Below are 15,228 nucleotides of genomic sequence, written 5' to 3'. Positions count from 1 at the left end.
GCCCGCACCGCGGCGCCCGCGGCCGGTCGGACCGCGGAGCCGGCGGCTACTTGAACCGCAGCGCCTTCAACGCCCGCAGCCCGCCGGTCATCACCGCGGCGAACTGCCGGTCGTCCAGGCCGAACGAGGGCGCGATCGGCATCAGCCGCTGGGTCGCGATGGTCTGCGCCTCGGTGAACCGCAGCAGGCCCTCGGCCCCGTGCCTGCGGCCGAGCCCGGAGTCCCCCATGCCGCCCATCGGCGAGGCGACCGAGCCGTACGCCGCCGCGTAGGCCTCGTTGACGTTGACCGTGCCGGTCCGCAACCGGGCCGCGACCGCCCGGCCGCGCCGCTGGTCCCCGCTCCAGACGCTGGAGTTCAGTCCGTACGGCGTGGAGTTGGCCGCGGCCACCGCCTCGTCGTCGGTGTCGAAGCGGTAGACGGAGACGACCGGGCCGAAGGTCTCCTCGCCGCAGACCGCCATCTCGGGGGTCACGCCGTCGAGGATGGTCGGCTCGAAGAAGAAGGGGCCGAGGTCGGGCCGGGCGCGGCCGCCGGCCAGCACGGTGGCGCCCGCCTTGACTGCTTCCTCGACGTGCCGGGTGGTGGTCTCCAACTGGCGGACCGAGACCAGCGAGCCCATGTCCGCGCCGTACGCGAGGCCGCCGCCCAGGCGCAGCGCCCGGGTGCGGGCGGCGAAGCGCTCCAGGAACCCGTCGGCCACCGACCGGTGCACCAGCAGCCGCTCGATCGAGATGCACAGCTGCCCGGCGGAGGAGAAGCAGGCCCGGACGGCGCCGGCGGCGGCCCGGTCGAGGTCGGCGTCGGCGAGCACCAGCATGGCGTTCTTGCCGCCGAGCTCGAGCGAGGCGCCGACCAGGCGGGCGGCGGCGCGCTGGGCGACGTCGCGGCCGGTGCGGGTGGAGCCGGTGAACGAGACGTAGTCGGCGTGCTCCACGACGGCGGGGCCGATCACCGGCCCGTCGCCGATCACGACCTGCCAGAGGTCGGCCGGCAGCCCGGCCTCGACGAGCAGCTCCCGGGCCCACAGCGCGGTGAGCGCGGTCTGCGTGTCCGGCTTGTTGACCACCGCGTTGCCGGCCACGAAGGCGGGCAGGGCGTCGCCGACGGACAGCTCCAGCGGGTAGTTCCAGGGCGAGATGTGGCCGATCACGCCCTTGGGGCGACGGGCCTCGACGGCGTGGGTGAGCACCGGCAGGGCACCACCCCGCCGCTTGTCCCGCAGGTGGGCGTGCGCCGTCCGCCCGTAGTACCGGGCGGCCATGGCGACGGCCAGCACCTCCTCGAAGGCGTGCAGCCGGGCCTTGCCGGTCTCCGCCTGGACGAGGTCCAGCACCTCCTCCTGCCGCCGCAGCAACAGGTCGTGGAAGCGCAGCAGGACGGCAGCGCGGCGGCGCACCGGCAGGGCGGCCCAGGCCGTCTGCGCGCGGCGGGCCAGCTGGAAGGCGACCTCGACGTCGGCCGGGGTGGACTGCGGCAGGCTGGCCAGCCGCTCACCGGTCAGCGGGGCGACGGTGTCCACCAGGCTGGGCTCGCCGGTGGCGGTGACCCCGGCGGCCAGCCGGGCGACCAGGGACGGCGGGACGGCCGCCGCGACGGTCCGGCCACCGCCGGGGGCGGGCGGGTTCCCGGTCGCGGAGTGTTCGGTGGCCACTGCGTCTGCTGTGAGGTCCGACATACGGCGCAGCCTAGGCGTTCGGGGGCCGGATCGGTACCCGTCGGTAACAAGAATCTGCCGCAGGCCGGCCCCGGCGGATCGCGGCGGGCCTCAGCCGGCCTCAGCGGGCTTCAGCGGGTCGGCGTGAAGTAGTGGAGCACCGCGTTGAACCGCTGTTCGGCCTCGTTCCACTCGTTGCCCCGCTCCGGGCTGGAGGAGTAGATCGCGTAGCTGGTGCCGTCGTCGTCGATGAACTCGGCCTCGACCGCCCGGCGCCGGCCGCCCTCCTTGGCGGCGTAGCTGAACTCCCACACGGCCGCCTCGTGGCCGTTCACCGCGACGCCGGTCATCTTGTGCTGCTTGTAGTCCTTCAGCGTCCTGGAGACGGAGGTCTCCATCTGCCGCATGTGGTCCAGCGGCTTGACCGACTGCCCGACGGTGACGGCGAACTGCAGGTAGTGCACCTTGTTGTCGGGGCTGTAGTAGATCTGGTTGTCGGTCGTGGCGGAGCGCTGCCACACCGGATTGCCCGAGGGCAGCGGGAAGCGGAAGCCGGCCGGGTCGTCGACCCAGTGGTAGCCGCTGGGCGCCGCCGGTTCGGGGCTGGCGTCGCCGGTCGGCGTGGGGCTGGTGGTCGCGGTGGGGTCGGCGGTCGGCGTGCCCGGCTCCTGCCGGGTGGCGAAGAAGGTCGCCCCGGCGGCCACCAGGCCGACGGCGAGGGCGACGGTGGCGACCCTCAGCAGGTTGCGGCGCCTGGCCGGGCCGCGCGCGGGCGCGACGGGGTGTGCCACCGGCGTGACGCCGGTGGTCTGCGCCGGCGTGCCGACGGCCGCGCTCCCCACCGCCTCCGGCAGGACGGCCGGCCCGCGCGGTTCGGTCGGCTCCTCGCCGTCCTTCCCCAGCGTGCCCTCCTCGGTGCCCGCCTCGGGGGCCGTCCGCTCGCTGCGGTCCACCACCGGCACCGACTGGGTAGGGGTGCGCACCGACGCCACCGACTTCAGGCCGATCGTGTGCCCGGCCTGCACCTCGGCGAGCATCCGGGCCGCCTCGTCCGCACTCGGGCGGTCCGCCGGGTCCTTGGCCATCAGTGCGGCCAGCACCGGCCCCAGCGGCCCGGCCCGGAGCGACTCCGGCAGCGGCTCGTCGACCACGGCCGCCAGGGTGGTGATCGGCGAGTCCCGGCGGAACGGCGACTGGCCCTCGACCGCCGCGTACAGCGTCGCCCCGAGGCCCCACAGGTCGGAGGCCGGGCCGGGCCGCTCGCCCTGGGCCCGCTCGGGCGCCAGGTAGTCCGGCGAGCCGACCAGGTCGCCCGGCCGGGTCAGCTCGGTCGAGCCCTCGTACTTGGCGATGCCGAAGTCCAGCAGCACCACCCGCCCGGTGCCCCGCTCCAGCAGCACGTTGGCCGGCTTGACGTCCCGGTGCAGCACGCCGAGCTGGTGGCCGCGGTGCAGCGCGGCGAGCACCTGGCTGCCGACCTCGGCGGCGGCGCGCGGCGGCAGGGTGCCGTCCTGGCTGATCACGTCGGCCAGCGAACGGCCGTCGACCAGCTCCATCACGATCCACGGCCGGCCGTCCTGCTCCAGCACGTCGTGCACGGTGATCACGCCCGGGTGCTTGATCCGGGCGGCCGCACTGGCCTCCCGCTTCATCCGGGCGTGCAGGATCTGCAGGTCCTCCTCGGGCAGGTGGTTGACGGTCAGCTCCTTGACCGCGACCTCGCGGTCCAGCATCCGGTCCCAGGCCCGCCAGACGGTGCCCATCCCGCCCCGGCCGAGCCGGTCGCCCAGCTCGTACCGCCCGGCCAGCAGCCGCTCCGCGTCGGCCGCATCCGGCCGGTCCTGCACGCCCATCGGCGACCGCTCCCCCTCACATCCGCCTGCCGTCACCGCGACGGAGGGCCTGGTGCAGACCACTGTTCGAACAAATCCCACGCACACCCTAGGCGTACCGTGCCGCCCCCGGTAATCACGCCCACCCGCCGGAACGACGCGGCCGGACGCTCCCGGGCCGTCAGCCTGCGAACAGCACCACCGCGGCGACCCCCAGCACCAGCACCAGGAAAACGCCCCCCACCAGCAACGGCCCCAGCAGGGCCGGGGGTATCCGCGGCGGCTTCGACCGCCCCGCCCGCGCGGTGCCCCCGTCGCCGCCCGCCGCCCCTGCGACGGGGGCGGCCGACGCGCCGGCCGTGCCCCGCCCGCGGCGGCGCGGCCGCAGCGGGACCAGCGGCCCCTCCGGCCGCAGCACCACCGCCCGCGCGGCCGACTCCTCGTCGACCGGCTCCGGCGCGCCCGCCAGCAGCACCGCCAGGTCCGACCGGACGCCCTCCGCGGTCGGTCTCAGCGCCGGATCGGGCTGCAGCAGCCGCTCGGCCACCGGCGCCAGCGGCCCGCAGACGTCCACCGGCGCGCGCCGCCCGTCCCGGACGGCCGTGACCAGCTCGGGGACGCTGCCGTCCGGGAACGGCGAGCGGCCGCCGACCATCCGCTGCACCAGCACGCCGAGCGCCCAGCAGTCGCCCGCCGGGCCGCCGTCCAGCGGCCAGCGCTCGGCCACCGGGCCGACCAGGGCGGCCCGCACCTCGTACCGGCGGCGGCCGCCGGGGCCGCCGAGGTCCTCGGCCAGCGCCTCCTCCGCCACCCCGGACAGCAGCCCGCCGAGCATCGCCGCGCCGTCCTCGCAGACCAGCACCGCGTCGGCGGTGAGGTTCCCGTGGACGAGCCCGGCCTCGTGCAGGGCCCGCAGCGCGCCGGCCAGGTCCGCGGCGAGTTCGGCCGCGCGGTACGGCGGCACGGGTCCGGCGGTGAGGAGCTCGGCCAGGGAGAGGCCGGCCGGGCGTTCCTCGACCGTCCACAGCAGGTCGCCCTCGACGAACGCGCCGACCCCTCGCAGCAGCCGCGGGTGCCGGGTCGGCGCGGCCGACCCGACCGCCGCCACCCGGCGCACCAGCCGGTCGGCCTGCTCGGGCACCTCGTCCTCGGGGTCCTGACCGGCGGTCAGCAGCGCGGGCAGTTCGAGGCCGCGCAGCAGCACCGACTCCCCGGTCCGCTCGTCCACCGCCACCGCACGCAGGGGTCGCGGACGGTCCGTCAGCCGGTACCGCCCGCCCAGCAACTGTCCGGGACCGCCTCGCATGCCAGTTCCTCTCGCTCACCGATCAGCCTACTGAGCGACACGCCCTAGGCTCGGAGCCATGGACTGGACCGATCTGATCGACACCGCCTTCACGGTGGCGGGCAACAGCGACCGAGCCGACCGGGCCGAGGCCGTACGGACGGTCGAGGCGGCGGTCATCGGCGGCGAGAACCCGGTCGCCTCCACGGCCGGGCGCCATCCCGACCACTTCCGCAAGGGCGTGCTCGTCCTCACCACGCACCGGCTGCTCTTCCTCAAGGACGGCAAACCGCCGGTCCCGGTTCCGCTTTCGGCGGTCACCGACGCGACCGTGGCCCGGACGAAGCTGAACGGCGACGTGCTCACGGTGGTCGCGCTGACCGGCTCGCACCGCTTCGAGGACGTGGTGAAGGCCGACGTCTTCGCCGAGCAGCTCCGGGCGGCCGCCGGGCGCGCCCGCACCGTACCGGCCGCGGCCTCCGCGCCGGCCCCGGCGGAGGCCGACGCCGGCGGGCCCGACGCCGGCGGGCAACTCGTCGACCAGCTGGAACGGTTGGCCGCCCTGCACCGCTCCGGGGCGCTCACCGACGAGGAGTTCACCCGGGCCAAGGCCCGCCTCATCGGCTAGCGCGTGTCGTCACACCCGCGGCTGCGGGGCTCCGAAGACGAAACCTAGGCCCTGCCGCCGGCCTGCCGGTGCCGACGCGGCGGGCGGCGGCGGCCGGATCCGACTACGGCGCCGGCTGGAAGGTGGCGAAGGCCGTGTCCCGGGCCTGGGCGTTGGCCGGCGCGGCCCAGTCCGCGTCCGGGGTGATCCAGTAGATGGCGTACCCGTACTTGGCCGGGTTCCCGGTCACGAAGCCGCGGTTGAGCGAGTGGGTCCGCGGCGAGCCGCTGATCCACTCCCAGTCCGCGGCGTTGGTCCACTGCCGGTAGGTGATCGCCGCCAGGTTGACCCGCTGGTAGTTGGTGACCTTGCCGCGCAGCCCCGGCTCGGATTCCTGCCAGTCCGCGACGGCGCTGGGGCCGGGGGTGGTGGTCCACTCGATGGTCAGGGTGCTGCCGTTGCCCTTGAAGATCCGGCGGACGCCGTCCGAGCCGGCCGGCTGCAGCCAGTCCGGCAGGACGACCGAGAAGCCGGTCGAGTCCTTGTACTCGTGGTAACCGGCCGGCACGGCGGCCCCGGACGGGGTCGGCGTGGGGGTCGGAGTAGGCGTCGACGCCGCGGTGGCGCCCGGCGGCGTGGTGGCCGGCGCGGCGCCCGTGGCGCCCGTGGCGGGCGGCGGCGTCTCCCCGGCCGGCGTGCCGGGCGCCGGAGTGCCGGGGGCGGGGCTGCCCGGGGCCTGGGTGCCGCCGGCCGGCGCGGGTTCGGCGGGCGCCGTCCCGGTGCCGGACGCGCCGGTGCCCGGCCCGTCCGACGTGGTGGCCACGACCGGCGAGGTGGCGCCCGCGCCGTGCGCGGACTCGCCCTTGCCGCCGCCGACGGCCTGGACCACCGCGATCACCCCGGCGATCAGCAGCAGCACCAGCACCACCGTGACGACGGCCAGCCGCCGCCGGCCGTTGCGCGGGTCGGCGCCTGCCGCCTGGGTCGCGCCCAGGGTCCACTCGCTGGTCACCGGCCGGATCGGGTCGGTCTCCGGCGTCGTGGCGGGCGGCGCGGCGGGCGTCGGCGCGGGTTCCGCGGCCGGCTCGGCGACGGGCGCCGGCAGGACCGCCGCGGGCTTCTCCTCCTTGGCCCGGCTGCCGACCCGGACGGTCCCCAGCAGCCCGCCGACGGGCCGCTTGCGGACCTCCTCGACCTTCACCGCGGGCTCCTCGGCCCGCTCGGGCTCCGCGGCCGCGGCGGCCGGCTCCTCCGCCGGCGCCTTGACGGGCACCGCGTGCTCGGTGGTCGACTCGGCCTTCGCGGTGGACTCGGCGACCACCCGCTTCAGCATCGACCGGGTCTGCGAGGCGTCCAGCCGCTCGGCCGGGTCCTTGGCCAGCAGGCCCTCGATCACCGGCCGCAGCGCCCCGGCGTTGACGGGGGCCGCCAGCTCCTCGGTCATCACCGCGGTCAGGGTGGCCAGGGCCGAACCCCGGTCGTACGGCGGGCGGCCCTCCAGCATCGCGTAGAGCGTTCCGCCCAGCGACCACAGGTCGGCCGGCGGGCCGGGCTTCTGCCCGCGGGCCCGCTCGGGGGATATGTAGGAGGGCGCGCCGACGAGCATGCCGGTGGAGGTCACGGAGGCGTCGCCCTCGACGCTGGCGATGCCGAAGTCGGTGAGCACGACCCGGCCGTCCTCACCGATCAGCACGTTGGACGGCTTGACGTCGCGGTGCAGGATGCCGAGCGCGTGGGCGGCGCTCAGCACGCCCAGCACGTCGAGCGCGATCTCGGCGGCGCGGGCGGGCTCGAGCGGCCCGTCCTCGCGGATGACGTCGGCCAGCGAGCGGGACTCGACCAGCTCCATGACGATCCACGGCCGGTCGTCCTCCTCCACCACGTCGAAGACGGTGACGGCGGAGTTGTGCCGGATCCGGGCGGTCGCCTTGGCCTCGCGCAGCGTCCGGACGATCAGCCGGTGCTTCTCCTCCTCGTCGACGCTGGCGTTCATCCGCAGTTCCTTGACCGCGACGGTCCTGCCCAGCATCTCGTCCTCGGCGCGCCAGACGGTGCCCATGCCACCGCGCCCGAGCACGCCGTTCAGCCGGTAGCGGCCGGCCAGGAGGCGGCCGGTGGAACCCTGCGCCTGGGTCATTCGGAACGTTCCCCCATGTGCTGCTGGCGGTCGTGGTGACGGCGTGTCGGCCCGCCTCAGGCCGAACGCCGAAGCCTCCATCATCCCCTGTCCCCGGGGCCCGCGACCACCCGGCCCCCGTCCCAAGCCGGGACATAGCGGAAGCGGTGCGGCGCTCCGTGCCCGATCTGTGATCGAAAACTCGCCAAGATCTGTTCGAGACACTGCTACCGTTCGGCAGCTCGTAGTCTTCCGGGGGGATCCGACGTCCATGACCGCACCCGCTCCGGGCGCTGACGGCCAGTCGGGACGGCCGCGCACCGCCCAGCACTACTCGGTCGCGCCGGCCATGGAGGCCCCGGAGGGCTACGTCGCGCCCGGGATGCCCGGTGCGCCGGTGGCCGGATACGACCCGGCCCCCCGGGTCCGGCACGCCCGCCCGCGCCGCCGCACCGCCCTGGCGGTCGCCCTGGCCGCGCTCGCCGGGCTGATCGGCGGTCTGGCCTACGGCTGCGCGCCGCTGCGGGCCGCGGACAGCCTCGGCTGGCTGGCCATCGCGCTCGCCGCCTTGGTCTCCCTGCCGCTGGGCCTGCTCGGCGGCCGCAGCCGGGTGCTTCCGCTGCTCGGGTCGCTGCTCTCGGCCGGTTCGCTGCTGATCGGCCAGCTGACGGTCCAGCTCCGCCGGGTGCACGCGGCCGGCCCGGGCCCGCGCGGGCTGCCGCACGAGGCGCTGGCGCACTGGCGCGCCGAACTGCGCACCCTCGACCTGGCCTTCTACGGCATCGCGGTGGTCGGCGGCTTCCTGCTCACCCGCCGCACCGCCAACCGGGGCTGACCGCGGGTCGGGCCCCGGACGCGCCGGAGCCCCCGCCGGCGTGCCGGCGGGGGCCCGGGAGCGGACCGGGGGCGGTGCTCAGCGGTGGTGGAGCGCCGGGTTGACGGTCACCTCGACCCGCTGGAACTCCTTGAGCTCGGTGTAGCCGGTGGTGGCCATCGCGCGGCGCAGCGCGCCGAACAGGTTCATGGTGCCGTCGGGGGTGTGCGAGGGGCCGGTCAGGATCTCCTCGGTGGTGCCGACCGTGCCGAGGTCGACGCGCTTGCCGCGCGGCAGCTCCTCGTGGACGGCCTCCATGCCCCAGTGGAAGCCCTTGCCGGGCGCGTCGGTGGCCCGGGCCAGCGCGGCACCGATCATCACCGCGTCGGCGCCGCAGGCGACGGCCTTCGGGATGTCCCCGCTGTAGCCGACGCCGCCGTCCGCGATCACGTGCACGTAGCGGCCGCCGGACTCGTCCATGTAGTCGCGGCGGGCCGCGGCCACGTCGGCGACGGCGGTGGCCATCGGCACCTGGATGCCGAGCACGTTGCGGGTGGTGTGGGCGGCGCCGCCGCCGAAGCCGACCAGCACGCCGGCCGCGCCGGTGCGCATCAGGTGCAGGGCCGCGGTGTAGGTGGCGCAGCCGCCGACGATCACCGGGACGTCCAGCTCGTAGATGAACTGCTTGAGGTTGAGCGGCTCGGCGCCGCTGGAGACGTGCTCGGCCGAGACGGTGGTGCCGCGGATGACGAAGACGTCGACGCCGGCGTCCACGACGGCCTTGGAGAACTCGGCGGTGCGCTGCGGCGAGAGGGCGGCGGCGGTGACCACGCCGGAGTCGCGGACCTCCTGGATCCGCTGCTTGATCAGCTCGGCGCGGATCGGCGCGGAGTAGATCTCCTGCAGGCGGCGGGTCGCGGCGGCCTCGTCGGTGATCGTGGCGATCTCGTCGAGCAGCGGCTGCGGGTCCTCGTAGCGGGTCCAGAGGCCTTCCAGGTTCAGCACGCCGAGACCACCGAGGCGGCCGATGGCGATGGCCTGCTGCGGCGAGACCACGCTGTCCATGGGGGCGGCCAGGAACGGCAGCTCGAAGCGGTAGGCGTCGATCTGCCAGGCGATCGAGACCTCCTTCGGGTCCCGGGTACGGCGGCTGGGGACGACGGCGATGTCGTCGAAGGAGTACGCCCGTCGGCCGCGCTTGCCTCGCCCGATCTCGATCTCAGTCACTTCGAGCCCTTCTGGTTTGTTGCTCATGCCCGCCGGGTCACCCCGGCCGCACCCAGTATCCCGCACCGGGGGTGCCCGCGCCCCGAGGGCCCGGACCCCGGACAGGCCGGAGGGCCCGCCGTACGGCGGGCCCTCCGGTTCTCAGCGGTCCAGCGACTCAGCGCGCCGAGTAGTTCGGCGCCTCGACGGTCATCTGGATGTCGTGCGGGTGGCTCTCCTTGAGGCCCGCCGAGGTGATCCGGACGAACCGGCCCTTGCTCTCCATCTCGGCGATGGTGGCGGCGCCGACGTAGCCCATGGTCTGGCGCAGGCCGCCGACCAGCTGGTGCAGCACGGCCGACAGCGGGCCGCGGTACTGCACCTGGCCCTCGATGCCCTCGGGGACGAGCTTGTCGTCCGAGGCCACCTCGGCCTGGAAGTAGCGGTCCTTGGAGTACGAGCGGCCCTGGCCGCGGGACTGCATGGCGCCCAGCGAGCCCATGCCGCGGTAGGACTTGAACTGCTTGCCGTTGATGAACAGCAGCTCGCCCGGGGACTCCTCGCAGCCGGCCAGCAGCGAGCCCAGCATCACGGTGTCGGCACCGGCGGCCAGGGCCTTGCCGATGTCGCCGGAGTACTGCAGGCCGCCGTCGCCGATGACCGGCACGCCGGCCGCCCGGCAGGCCACCGCGGCCTCGTAGATGGCGGTGATCTGCGGGACGCCGATGCCGGCGACCACGCGGGTGGTGCAGATGGAGCCGGGGCCGACGCCGACCTTGACGCCGTCCACGCCGGCGTCGATCAGCGCCTGGGCGCCGTCCCGGGTGGCGACGTTGCCGCCGACCACGTCGACGCCGACGGCCGACTTGATCTTCTCGATCCAGGCCAGCGCGTTGTGGCTGTGCCCGTGCGAGGTGTCCACCACGAGGAAGTCCACGCCCGCCTCGACCAGGGCCTGGGCCCGGTCGAACGCCTCGGCGCTGGCGCCCACCGCGGCACCGACCAGCAGACGGCCCTCGGCGTCCTTGGCGGCGTTCGGGTACTTCTCGGCCTTGACGAAGTCCTTGACGGTGATCAGGCCCTTGATCCGGCCCTCGTCGTCGACCAGCGGCAGCTTCTCGATCTTGTGGCGGCGCAGCAGCGCCATCGCGTCCTCGCCGGAGATGCCGACCTTGCCGGTGATCAGCGGCATCGGGGTCATGATCTCGCGGACCTGGCGGGTGCGGTCCGACTCGAAGGCCATGTCGCGGTTGGTGACGATGCCGAGCAGCTTGCCGGCCTCGTCGGCGATCGGCACGCCGGAGATGCGGAACTTGGCGCACAGCGCGTCGGCCTCGGCCAGCGTGGTGTCCGGGCCGACGGTGATCGGGTCGGTGACCATGCCGGACTCGGAGCGCTTCACCAGGTCGACCTGGTTGGCCTGGTCCTCGACGGACAGGTTGCGGTGCAGCACGCCGACACCGCCCTGGCGGGCCATCGCGATGGCCATCCGGGCCTCGGTGACCTTGTCCATCGCCGCGGAGAGCAGCGGGATGTTGACGCGGACGTTCCGGGAGATCCGCGAGGAGGTGTCCACCTCGTTCGGCAGCACCGCGGAGGCCCCGGGCAGCAGCAGGACGTCGTCGAACGTGAGCCCGAGCATGGCGAACTTCTCGGGTACGCCTGCGGCGTTGTAAGACATTTCGGGGGTACCTTCCGTGGCCGGCCTAATCCGCTCACGCCCTGAGGGTGGGGGCGCGTTCATCGCTCACTCGCGCAGACCGCCGAAAGCCGGGTGGTTTTGGAGGAACCTCCAGGAGAACCGCACACTCACCCGCGAAACTTTGGCAACCCGCCCAGGCGCCGATACCCCATGGTACTGGCACCGGGAATGTGTCCTCGTGTGCCCTTGACAACACCGGGCGCCGCCGTCCCATTCCGGCGGGCCCGACGGCTCAGGAGGACTCCTCCGCGAGCGCCCGCAGCCTGCTGAGCGCGCGGTGCTGCGCCACCCGGACGGCGCCGGGCGACATCCCCAGCACCTCGCCGGTCTCCTCCGCCGACAGCCCGGCGGCCACCCGCAGCAGCACCAGCTCGCGCTGACGGGCCGGCAGGTTGGAGAGCAGCTCCTTGGCCCAGGCCGCGTCGCTGCTCAGCAGCGCCTGCTCCTCCGGGCCGAGCGCCTCGTCCGGCACCTCCGGCAGGTCGTCCTGCGGCATCACGGTCGAGCCGGGCCCGCGCATCGCGGCCCGCTGCAGGTCGGCGATCTTGTGTGCGGCGATGCCGTAGACGAAGGCCTCGAACGGCCTCCCCTGGTCCTTGTAGCGGGGCAGCGCGCACAGGACCGCGACGCAGACCTCCTGCGCGACGTCGTCCACGTGGTGCCGGGCCCCGCCCGGCAGCCGGACGAGCCGGCCGCGGCAGTAGCGCAGCGCGAGCGGGTGGACGTAGGCGAGCAGGGCGTCGATGGCCGGGCCCTCACCGCGGACGGCGGCCGCGACGAGCTCGCCCACCAGCGGCGAACTCCCCGTGCCGAGCACCGGGGGCCGGTCGGGGCCCGGGTCCGAGCCCGGACCGCCGGGGTCGGCGTACGACGGACCGCCACCCGGGGCGGAAGGCTCGGCCTCCACCGGGTCCGCCTGGCCGGCCGCGCCGGCGACGTCGTCGCGCATCGGTCCATGGTGCCTGGTCGATCGGGAAAACGCGGCACCGCGTCCGGAGTTGTGCACCGGAACGTTATGCGCTGCGGCGCCGTACGGCGTGCCGCCGCGCACCACCGGCCCCTCCTGCACCGTGCCGCCTCCCGCCCCGCCGAGGTCGGCGGTCCCGTCCGTCGCGCCGTCCGCCGAGTGTCCTGCGGCTGCGTGGTTCGCCGCAGTGCCTGTCCGCTGGTCCCCGAGGTGCTCCACTCCTCCATGGTGCAACCTCGGGACCGTAACGTCACACGCCCGGACGGCGTCCGCCCCGGGAACCACCGGCGGCGCGCCGCACCCGGCGGCGCCGGCGGTGGTCAGCGGACCAGGCCCCAGCGGAAGCCCAGCGCCACCGCGTGCGCGCGGTCGGAGGCCCCGAGCTTCTTGAACAGCCGCCGGGCGTGGGTCTTGACGGTGTCCTCGGACAGGAAGAGCTCGCGGCCGATCTCGGCGTTGCTGCGCCCGTGGCTCATGCCCTCCAGCACCTGGATCTCACGCGCCGTCAGGGTGGGGGCGGCGCCCATGTCGGGGCTGCGCAGCCGGCGCGGCGCGAGGCGCCAGGTCGGGTCGGCGAGCGCCTGGGTGACGGTGGCCCGCAGCTCGGCGCGCGAGGCGTCCTTGTGCAGGTACCCGCGGGCGCCCGCGGCGACCGCGAGCGCGACGCCGTCGAGGTCCTCGGCGACGGTGAGCATGATGATCCGCGCGCCCGGATCGGCGGACAGCAGCCGCCGGACCGTCTCGACCCCGCCGAGGCCGGGCATCCGGACGTCCATCAGGACGAGATCGGAGCGGTCGGCCACCCAGCGGCGGAGGACCTCCTCCCCGTTCGTCGCGGTGGTGACCCGGTCCACCCCGGGTACGGTCGCGACGGCGCGGCGAAGCGCCTCGCGGGCGAGCGGGGAATCGTCGCAAACGAGAACGGAAGTCATGACCGTCGTCCTCCGCAGCTGATCCGCGTCACGTTGAGCCTCCTGGCTGGTACGAACCTCTCCGACACGGCCGATCGGCGACAGAGTCCGTGCTGATCGCCTCAACTTCCCCGCGATCGTTCCCGACGTCCGGCGCCCGCTAACCGCCTCCGCACTTCCAACGACCGTCACTCGAATGAGTTACGGCCTTCAGGGCCATCTCCACCACTGTACGTGGCCAACTCATTACCGATCAGCCGCATCGCGGTGCACACGCCGCACTTTTGCGCAGCTCGCGCGCGGTGGGCGTACGACCCGCACACCGGTGCGGAGCCTCGCGCGCCCGTCGGCCACCCGATTGCCACGTCCGCGCCCGTCGAAGTCATTGCCCACTTTGCCCGTTTTTATAGCTTTCGTATGGTCATTGACTGTTGTGCCACTCTGTGGGTGACTTGTCCATGGAGTTGCCGTAAGTCATATTTCCAGGTGTCCACACCAGTGCATCGACGCCCCGCCGCGCACCCGGCAGCAGCCGGCCGAGCGCCGGCCCACGGGGGGCGAGCCTCTGAAGGGAATGAGCCATGGCAGATTTCTCCCGCCTCCCCGGCCCCAACGCGGACCTGTGGGACTGGCAGCTCTCCGCAGCCTGCCGTGGCGTGGACAGCTCGCTCTTCTTCCACCCCGAGGGCGAACGCGGAGCCGCGCGGAGTTCGCGCGAGGCCAGCGCCAAGGAGGTCTGCATGCGCTGCCCGGTGATCACCGAGTGCGCGGCGCACGCGCTCGCCGTCCGCGAGCCGTACGGCGTCTGGGGCGGGATGACCGAGGACGAGCGCGAGGAGATGCTGGGCCGCTCCCGGCACCGGCTGGTCGAGGTCCCGCTGACCCCGCCGGCCATCGCGCAGCGCTAGGCCCGCCTCGACGGCCTGCCGTGAAGAAACGTTTCTTCGCGGCGCCTCAGGCTGCTCCACCCCGCTCCCGGGGCACCCGGGGCCGCCGCGGGGCCGCCGGGCCTCAGCGGCCGGCCGCCCCCGCCAGGCGCTCCAGCATCAACGCCACGGCCGGCACCTCGGCCAGGTCCGGCAGGGTCAGCGCGACCACCTGCCGCACCGCCGGCGCCCCCGCGGCCGTCCGCACCGGCACCGTCGACACCCCGTCGGGGCGCACCGACTCCAGCGCCAGCCGGGGCAGCACCGCCACCCCCAGCCCGGCCGCCACCAGGCCGACCACCGCCGGGTAGTCGTCGGTCGCGAAGTCGATCCGCGGCTCGAAGCCCGCCCCCGCGCACAGCTCCACCAGGTGCCCCCGGCACTGCGGGCAGCCCGCGATCCACTGCTCCTCCGCCAGCTCGGCCAGCCCCACCGGCCCGCCGCGGCCCGCCAGCGGGTGCGCGGCGGGCAGCAGCCCCACCAGCGGGTCGTCGAGCAGCGGGGTGACCACCAGATCGGACCAGTCGGAGCCGGCGCTCAGCTGCTGCGCCTCCAGGTTGGCCTCGGCCCGCGCCTCGCGCGGCGTCCCGTGGGCGGGCGCCGGCAGCGCCGCGGCACCGTTCGACTGCGGGTACCGGAAGGCCAGCGCGATCTCGCACTCACCGCCGCGCAGCATCGCCAGCGACTCCGGCGGCTCCGCCTCGACCAGCGACACGCGCACCCCCGGATGGCCGTCCCGCAGCCGGGCGACAGCGGGCGGCACCAGGGTGGAACTCGCGGTCGGGAACGAGACCAGCCGCACCCGCCCGGCCCGCAGCCCGGCGATCGCGGCCACCTCCTCCTCGGCCGCGGAGAGCCCGGCCAGGATCCCGGTGGCGTGCTTGAGCAGCACCCGCCCGGCCTCGCTGAGCTGCATGCCGCGGCCCGAACGGACCACCAGCGGAGTGTCCACCGACTTCTCCAGGGCCTTCATCTGCTGGCTGATGGCGGGCTGCGTGCACCCCAGCTCGCGGGCGGCGGCGGAGAAGGAGCCGGTGCGGGCGACGGCACGCAGGACGCGCAGGTGGCGGGCCTCGATCATGCCTCAGTTATAAGGCAATCTTTGCTGTGCGCAAAATTCTACTGATAGTTGAAGGATGGAACACAGCCGGAAGGCCAACGGCCGACGGCCCCGCCCCGAGCCCCTTCTCCCGCGAGCGGGCGAG

Annotated in this window: 12 protein-coding genes; 3 read left to right on the top strand and 9 right to left on the bottom strand. The window is 74.7% G+C overall.

Annotated features, from left to right (window positions below):
* Nucleotides 1-46: 46 nt before the first annotated feature.
* From ACIRS1_RS12510 to ACIRS1_RS12500, 3 genes are all read right to left on the bottom strand, one after another.
* Entirely contained in the window at nucleotides 47-1,678 is a 1,632-nt protein-coding gene (locus ACIRS1_RS12510; protein WP_402838826.1) for a succinic semialdehyde dehydrogenase, read from the bottom strand.
* A gap of 110 nt (nucleotides 1,679-1,788) precedes the next feature.
* Complete coding sequence (locus ACIRS1_RS12505; protein WP_402838824.1) at nucleotides 1,789-3,510, bottom strand: serine/threonine-protein kinase; 1,722 nt, start codon at nucleotides 3,508-3,510, stop codon at nucleotides 1,789-1,791.
* A gap of 160 nt (nucleotides 3,511-3,670) precedes the next feature.
* Nucleotides 3,671-4,795, bottom strand: coding sequence for a protein kinase (locus tag ACIRS1_RS12500; protein ID WP_402838822.1), 1,125 nt, complete (start codon nucleotides 4,793-4,795; stop codon nucleotides 3,671-3,673).
* 58 nt (nucleotides 4,796-4,853) lie between these two features.
* Between ACIRS1_RS12500 and ACIRS1_RS12495 the strand changes: the two genes are divergently transcribed.
* Nucleotides 4,854-5,402, top strand: coding sequence for an SHOCT domain-containing protein (locus ACIRS1_RS12495; RefSeq protein ID WP_402838821.1), 549 nt, complete (start codon nucleotides 4,854-4,856; stop codon nucleotides 5,400-5,402).
* A gap of 103 nt (nucleotides 5,403-5,505) precedes the next feature.
* Here ACIRS1_RS12495 and ACIRS1_RS12490 read toward each other — a convergent pair whose 3' ends face one another.
* The gene (locus ACIRS1_RS12490) at nucleotides 5,506-7,518 is read right to left on the bottom strand and encodes a serine/threonine-protein kinase (protein ID WP_402838819.1); all 2,013 of its coding nucleotides are present in this window, start codon (nucleotides 7,516-7,518) and stop codon (nucleotides 5,506-5,508) included.
* Nucleotides 7,519-7,768: 250 nt separating this feature from the next.
* On the opposite strand from ACIRS1_RS12490, the gene ACIRS1_RS12485 reads away from it, so the two are divergent.
* Nucleotides 7,769-8,332 (top strand): hypothetical protein, encoded by a 564-nt coding sequence (locus ACIRS1_RS12485; RefSeq protein ID WP_360209015.1) that lies wholly within the window; start codon nucleotides 7,769-7,771, stop codon nucleotides 8,330-8,332.
* 78 nt (nucleotides 8,333-8,410) lie between these two features.
* On the opposite strand, the gene ACIRS1_RS12480 is transcribed toward ACIRS1_RS12485, so the two are convergent.
* From ACIRS1_RS12480 to ACIRS1_RS12465, 4 genes are all read right to left on the bottom strand, one after another.
* Complete coding sequence (locus tag ACIRS1_RS12480) at nucleotides 8,411-9,538, bottom strand: GuaB3 family IMP dehydrogenase-related protein (RefSeq protein WP_360209017.1); 1,128 nt, start codon at nucleotides 9,536-9,538, stop codon at nucleotides 8,411-8,413.
* Nucleotides 9,539-9,695: 157 nt separating this feature from the next.
* Nucleotides 9,696-11,198: an IMP dehydrogenase gene (gene guaB, locus ACIRS1_RS12475; protein ID WP_360209020.1), complete on the bottom strand. Its 1,503-nt coding sequence runs from the start codon at nucleotides 11,196-11,198 to the stop codon at nucleotides 9,696-9,698.
* A 253-nt stretch (nucleotides 11,199-11,451) separates the two neighbouring features.
* On the bottom strand, nucleotides 11,452-12,168 hold the full coding sequence (gene shbA / locus ACIRS1_RS12470) for an RNA polymerase sigma factor ShbA (RefSeq protein WP_360209022.1): 717 nt from the start codon (nucleotides 12,166-12,168) through the stop codon (nucleotides 11,452-11,454).
* 338 nt (nucleotides 12,169-12,506) lie between these two features.
* Nucleotides 12,507-13,118 carry a response regulator transcription factor gene (locus ACIRS1_RS12465; RefSeq protein WP_014136228.1) on the bottom strand — a complete coding sequence of 204 codons (612 nt, stop codon included), beginning with the start codon at nucleotides 13,116-13,118 and terminating at the stop codon, nucleotides 12,507-12,509.
* A gap of 560 nt (nucleotides 13,119-13,678) precedes the next feature.
* Between ACIRS1_RS12465 and ACIRS1_RS12460 the strand changes: the two genes are divergently transcribed.
* Entirely contained in the window at nucleotides 13,679-14,005 is a 327-nt protein-coding gene (locus ACIRS1_RS12460) for a WhiB family transcriptional regulator (protein ID WP_360209025.1), read from the top strand.
* Between the two features lie 103 nt (nucleotides 14,006-14,108).
* On the opposite strand, the gene ACIRS1_RS12455 is transcribed toward ACIRS1_RS12460, so the two are convergent.
* Nucleotides 14,109-15,104: a LysR family transcriptional regulator gene (locus ACIRS1_RS12455; protein ID WP_402838816.1), complete on the bottom strand. Its 996-nt coding sequence runs from the start codon at nucleotides 15,102-15,104 to the stop codon at nucleotides 14,109-14,111.
* Nucleotides 15,105-15,228 lie beyond the last annotated feature (124 nt).

Origin of the sequence: Kitasatospora sp. NPDC101176, assembly GCF_044768035.1 — a bacterium.
Classification (GTDB): Bacteria; Actinomycetota; Actinomycetes; order Streptomycetales; family Streptomycetaceae; genus Kitasatospora.
Note: the sequence above shows the minus strand (reverse complement) of the source record. Positions and strands in the feature narration are given on the sequence as shown.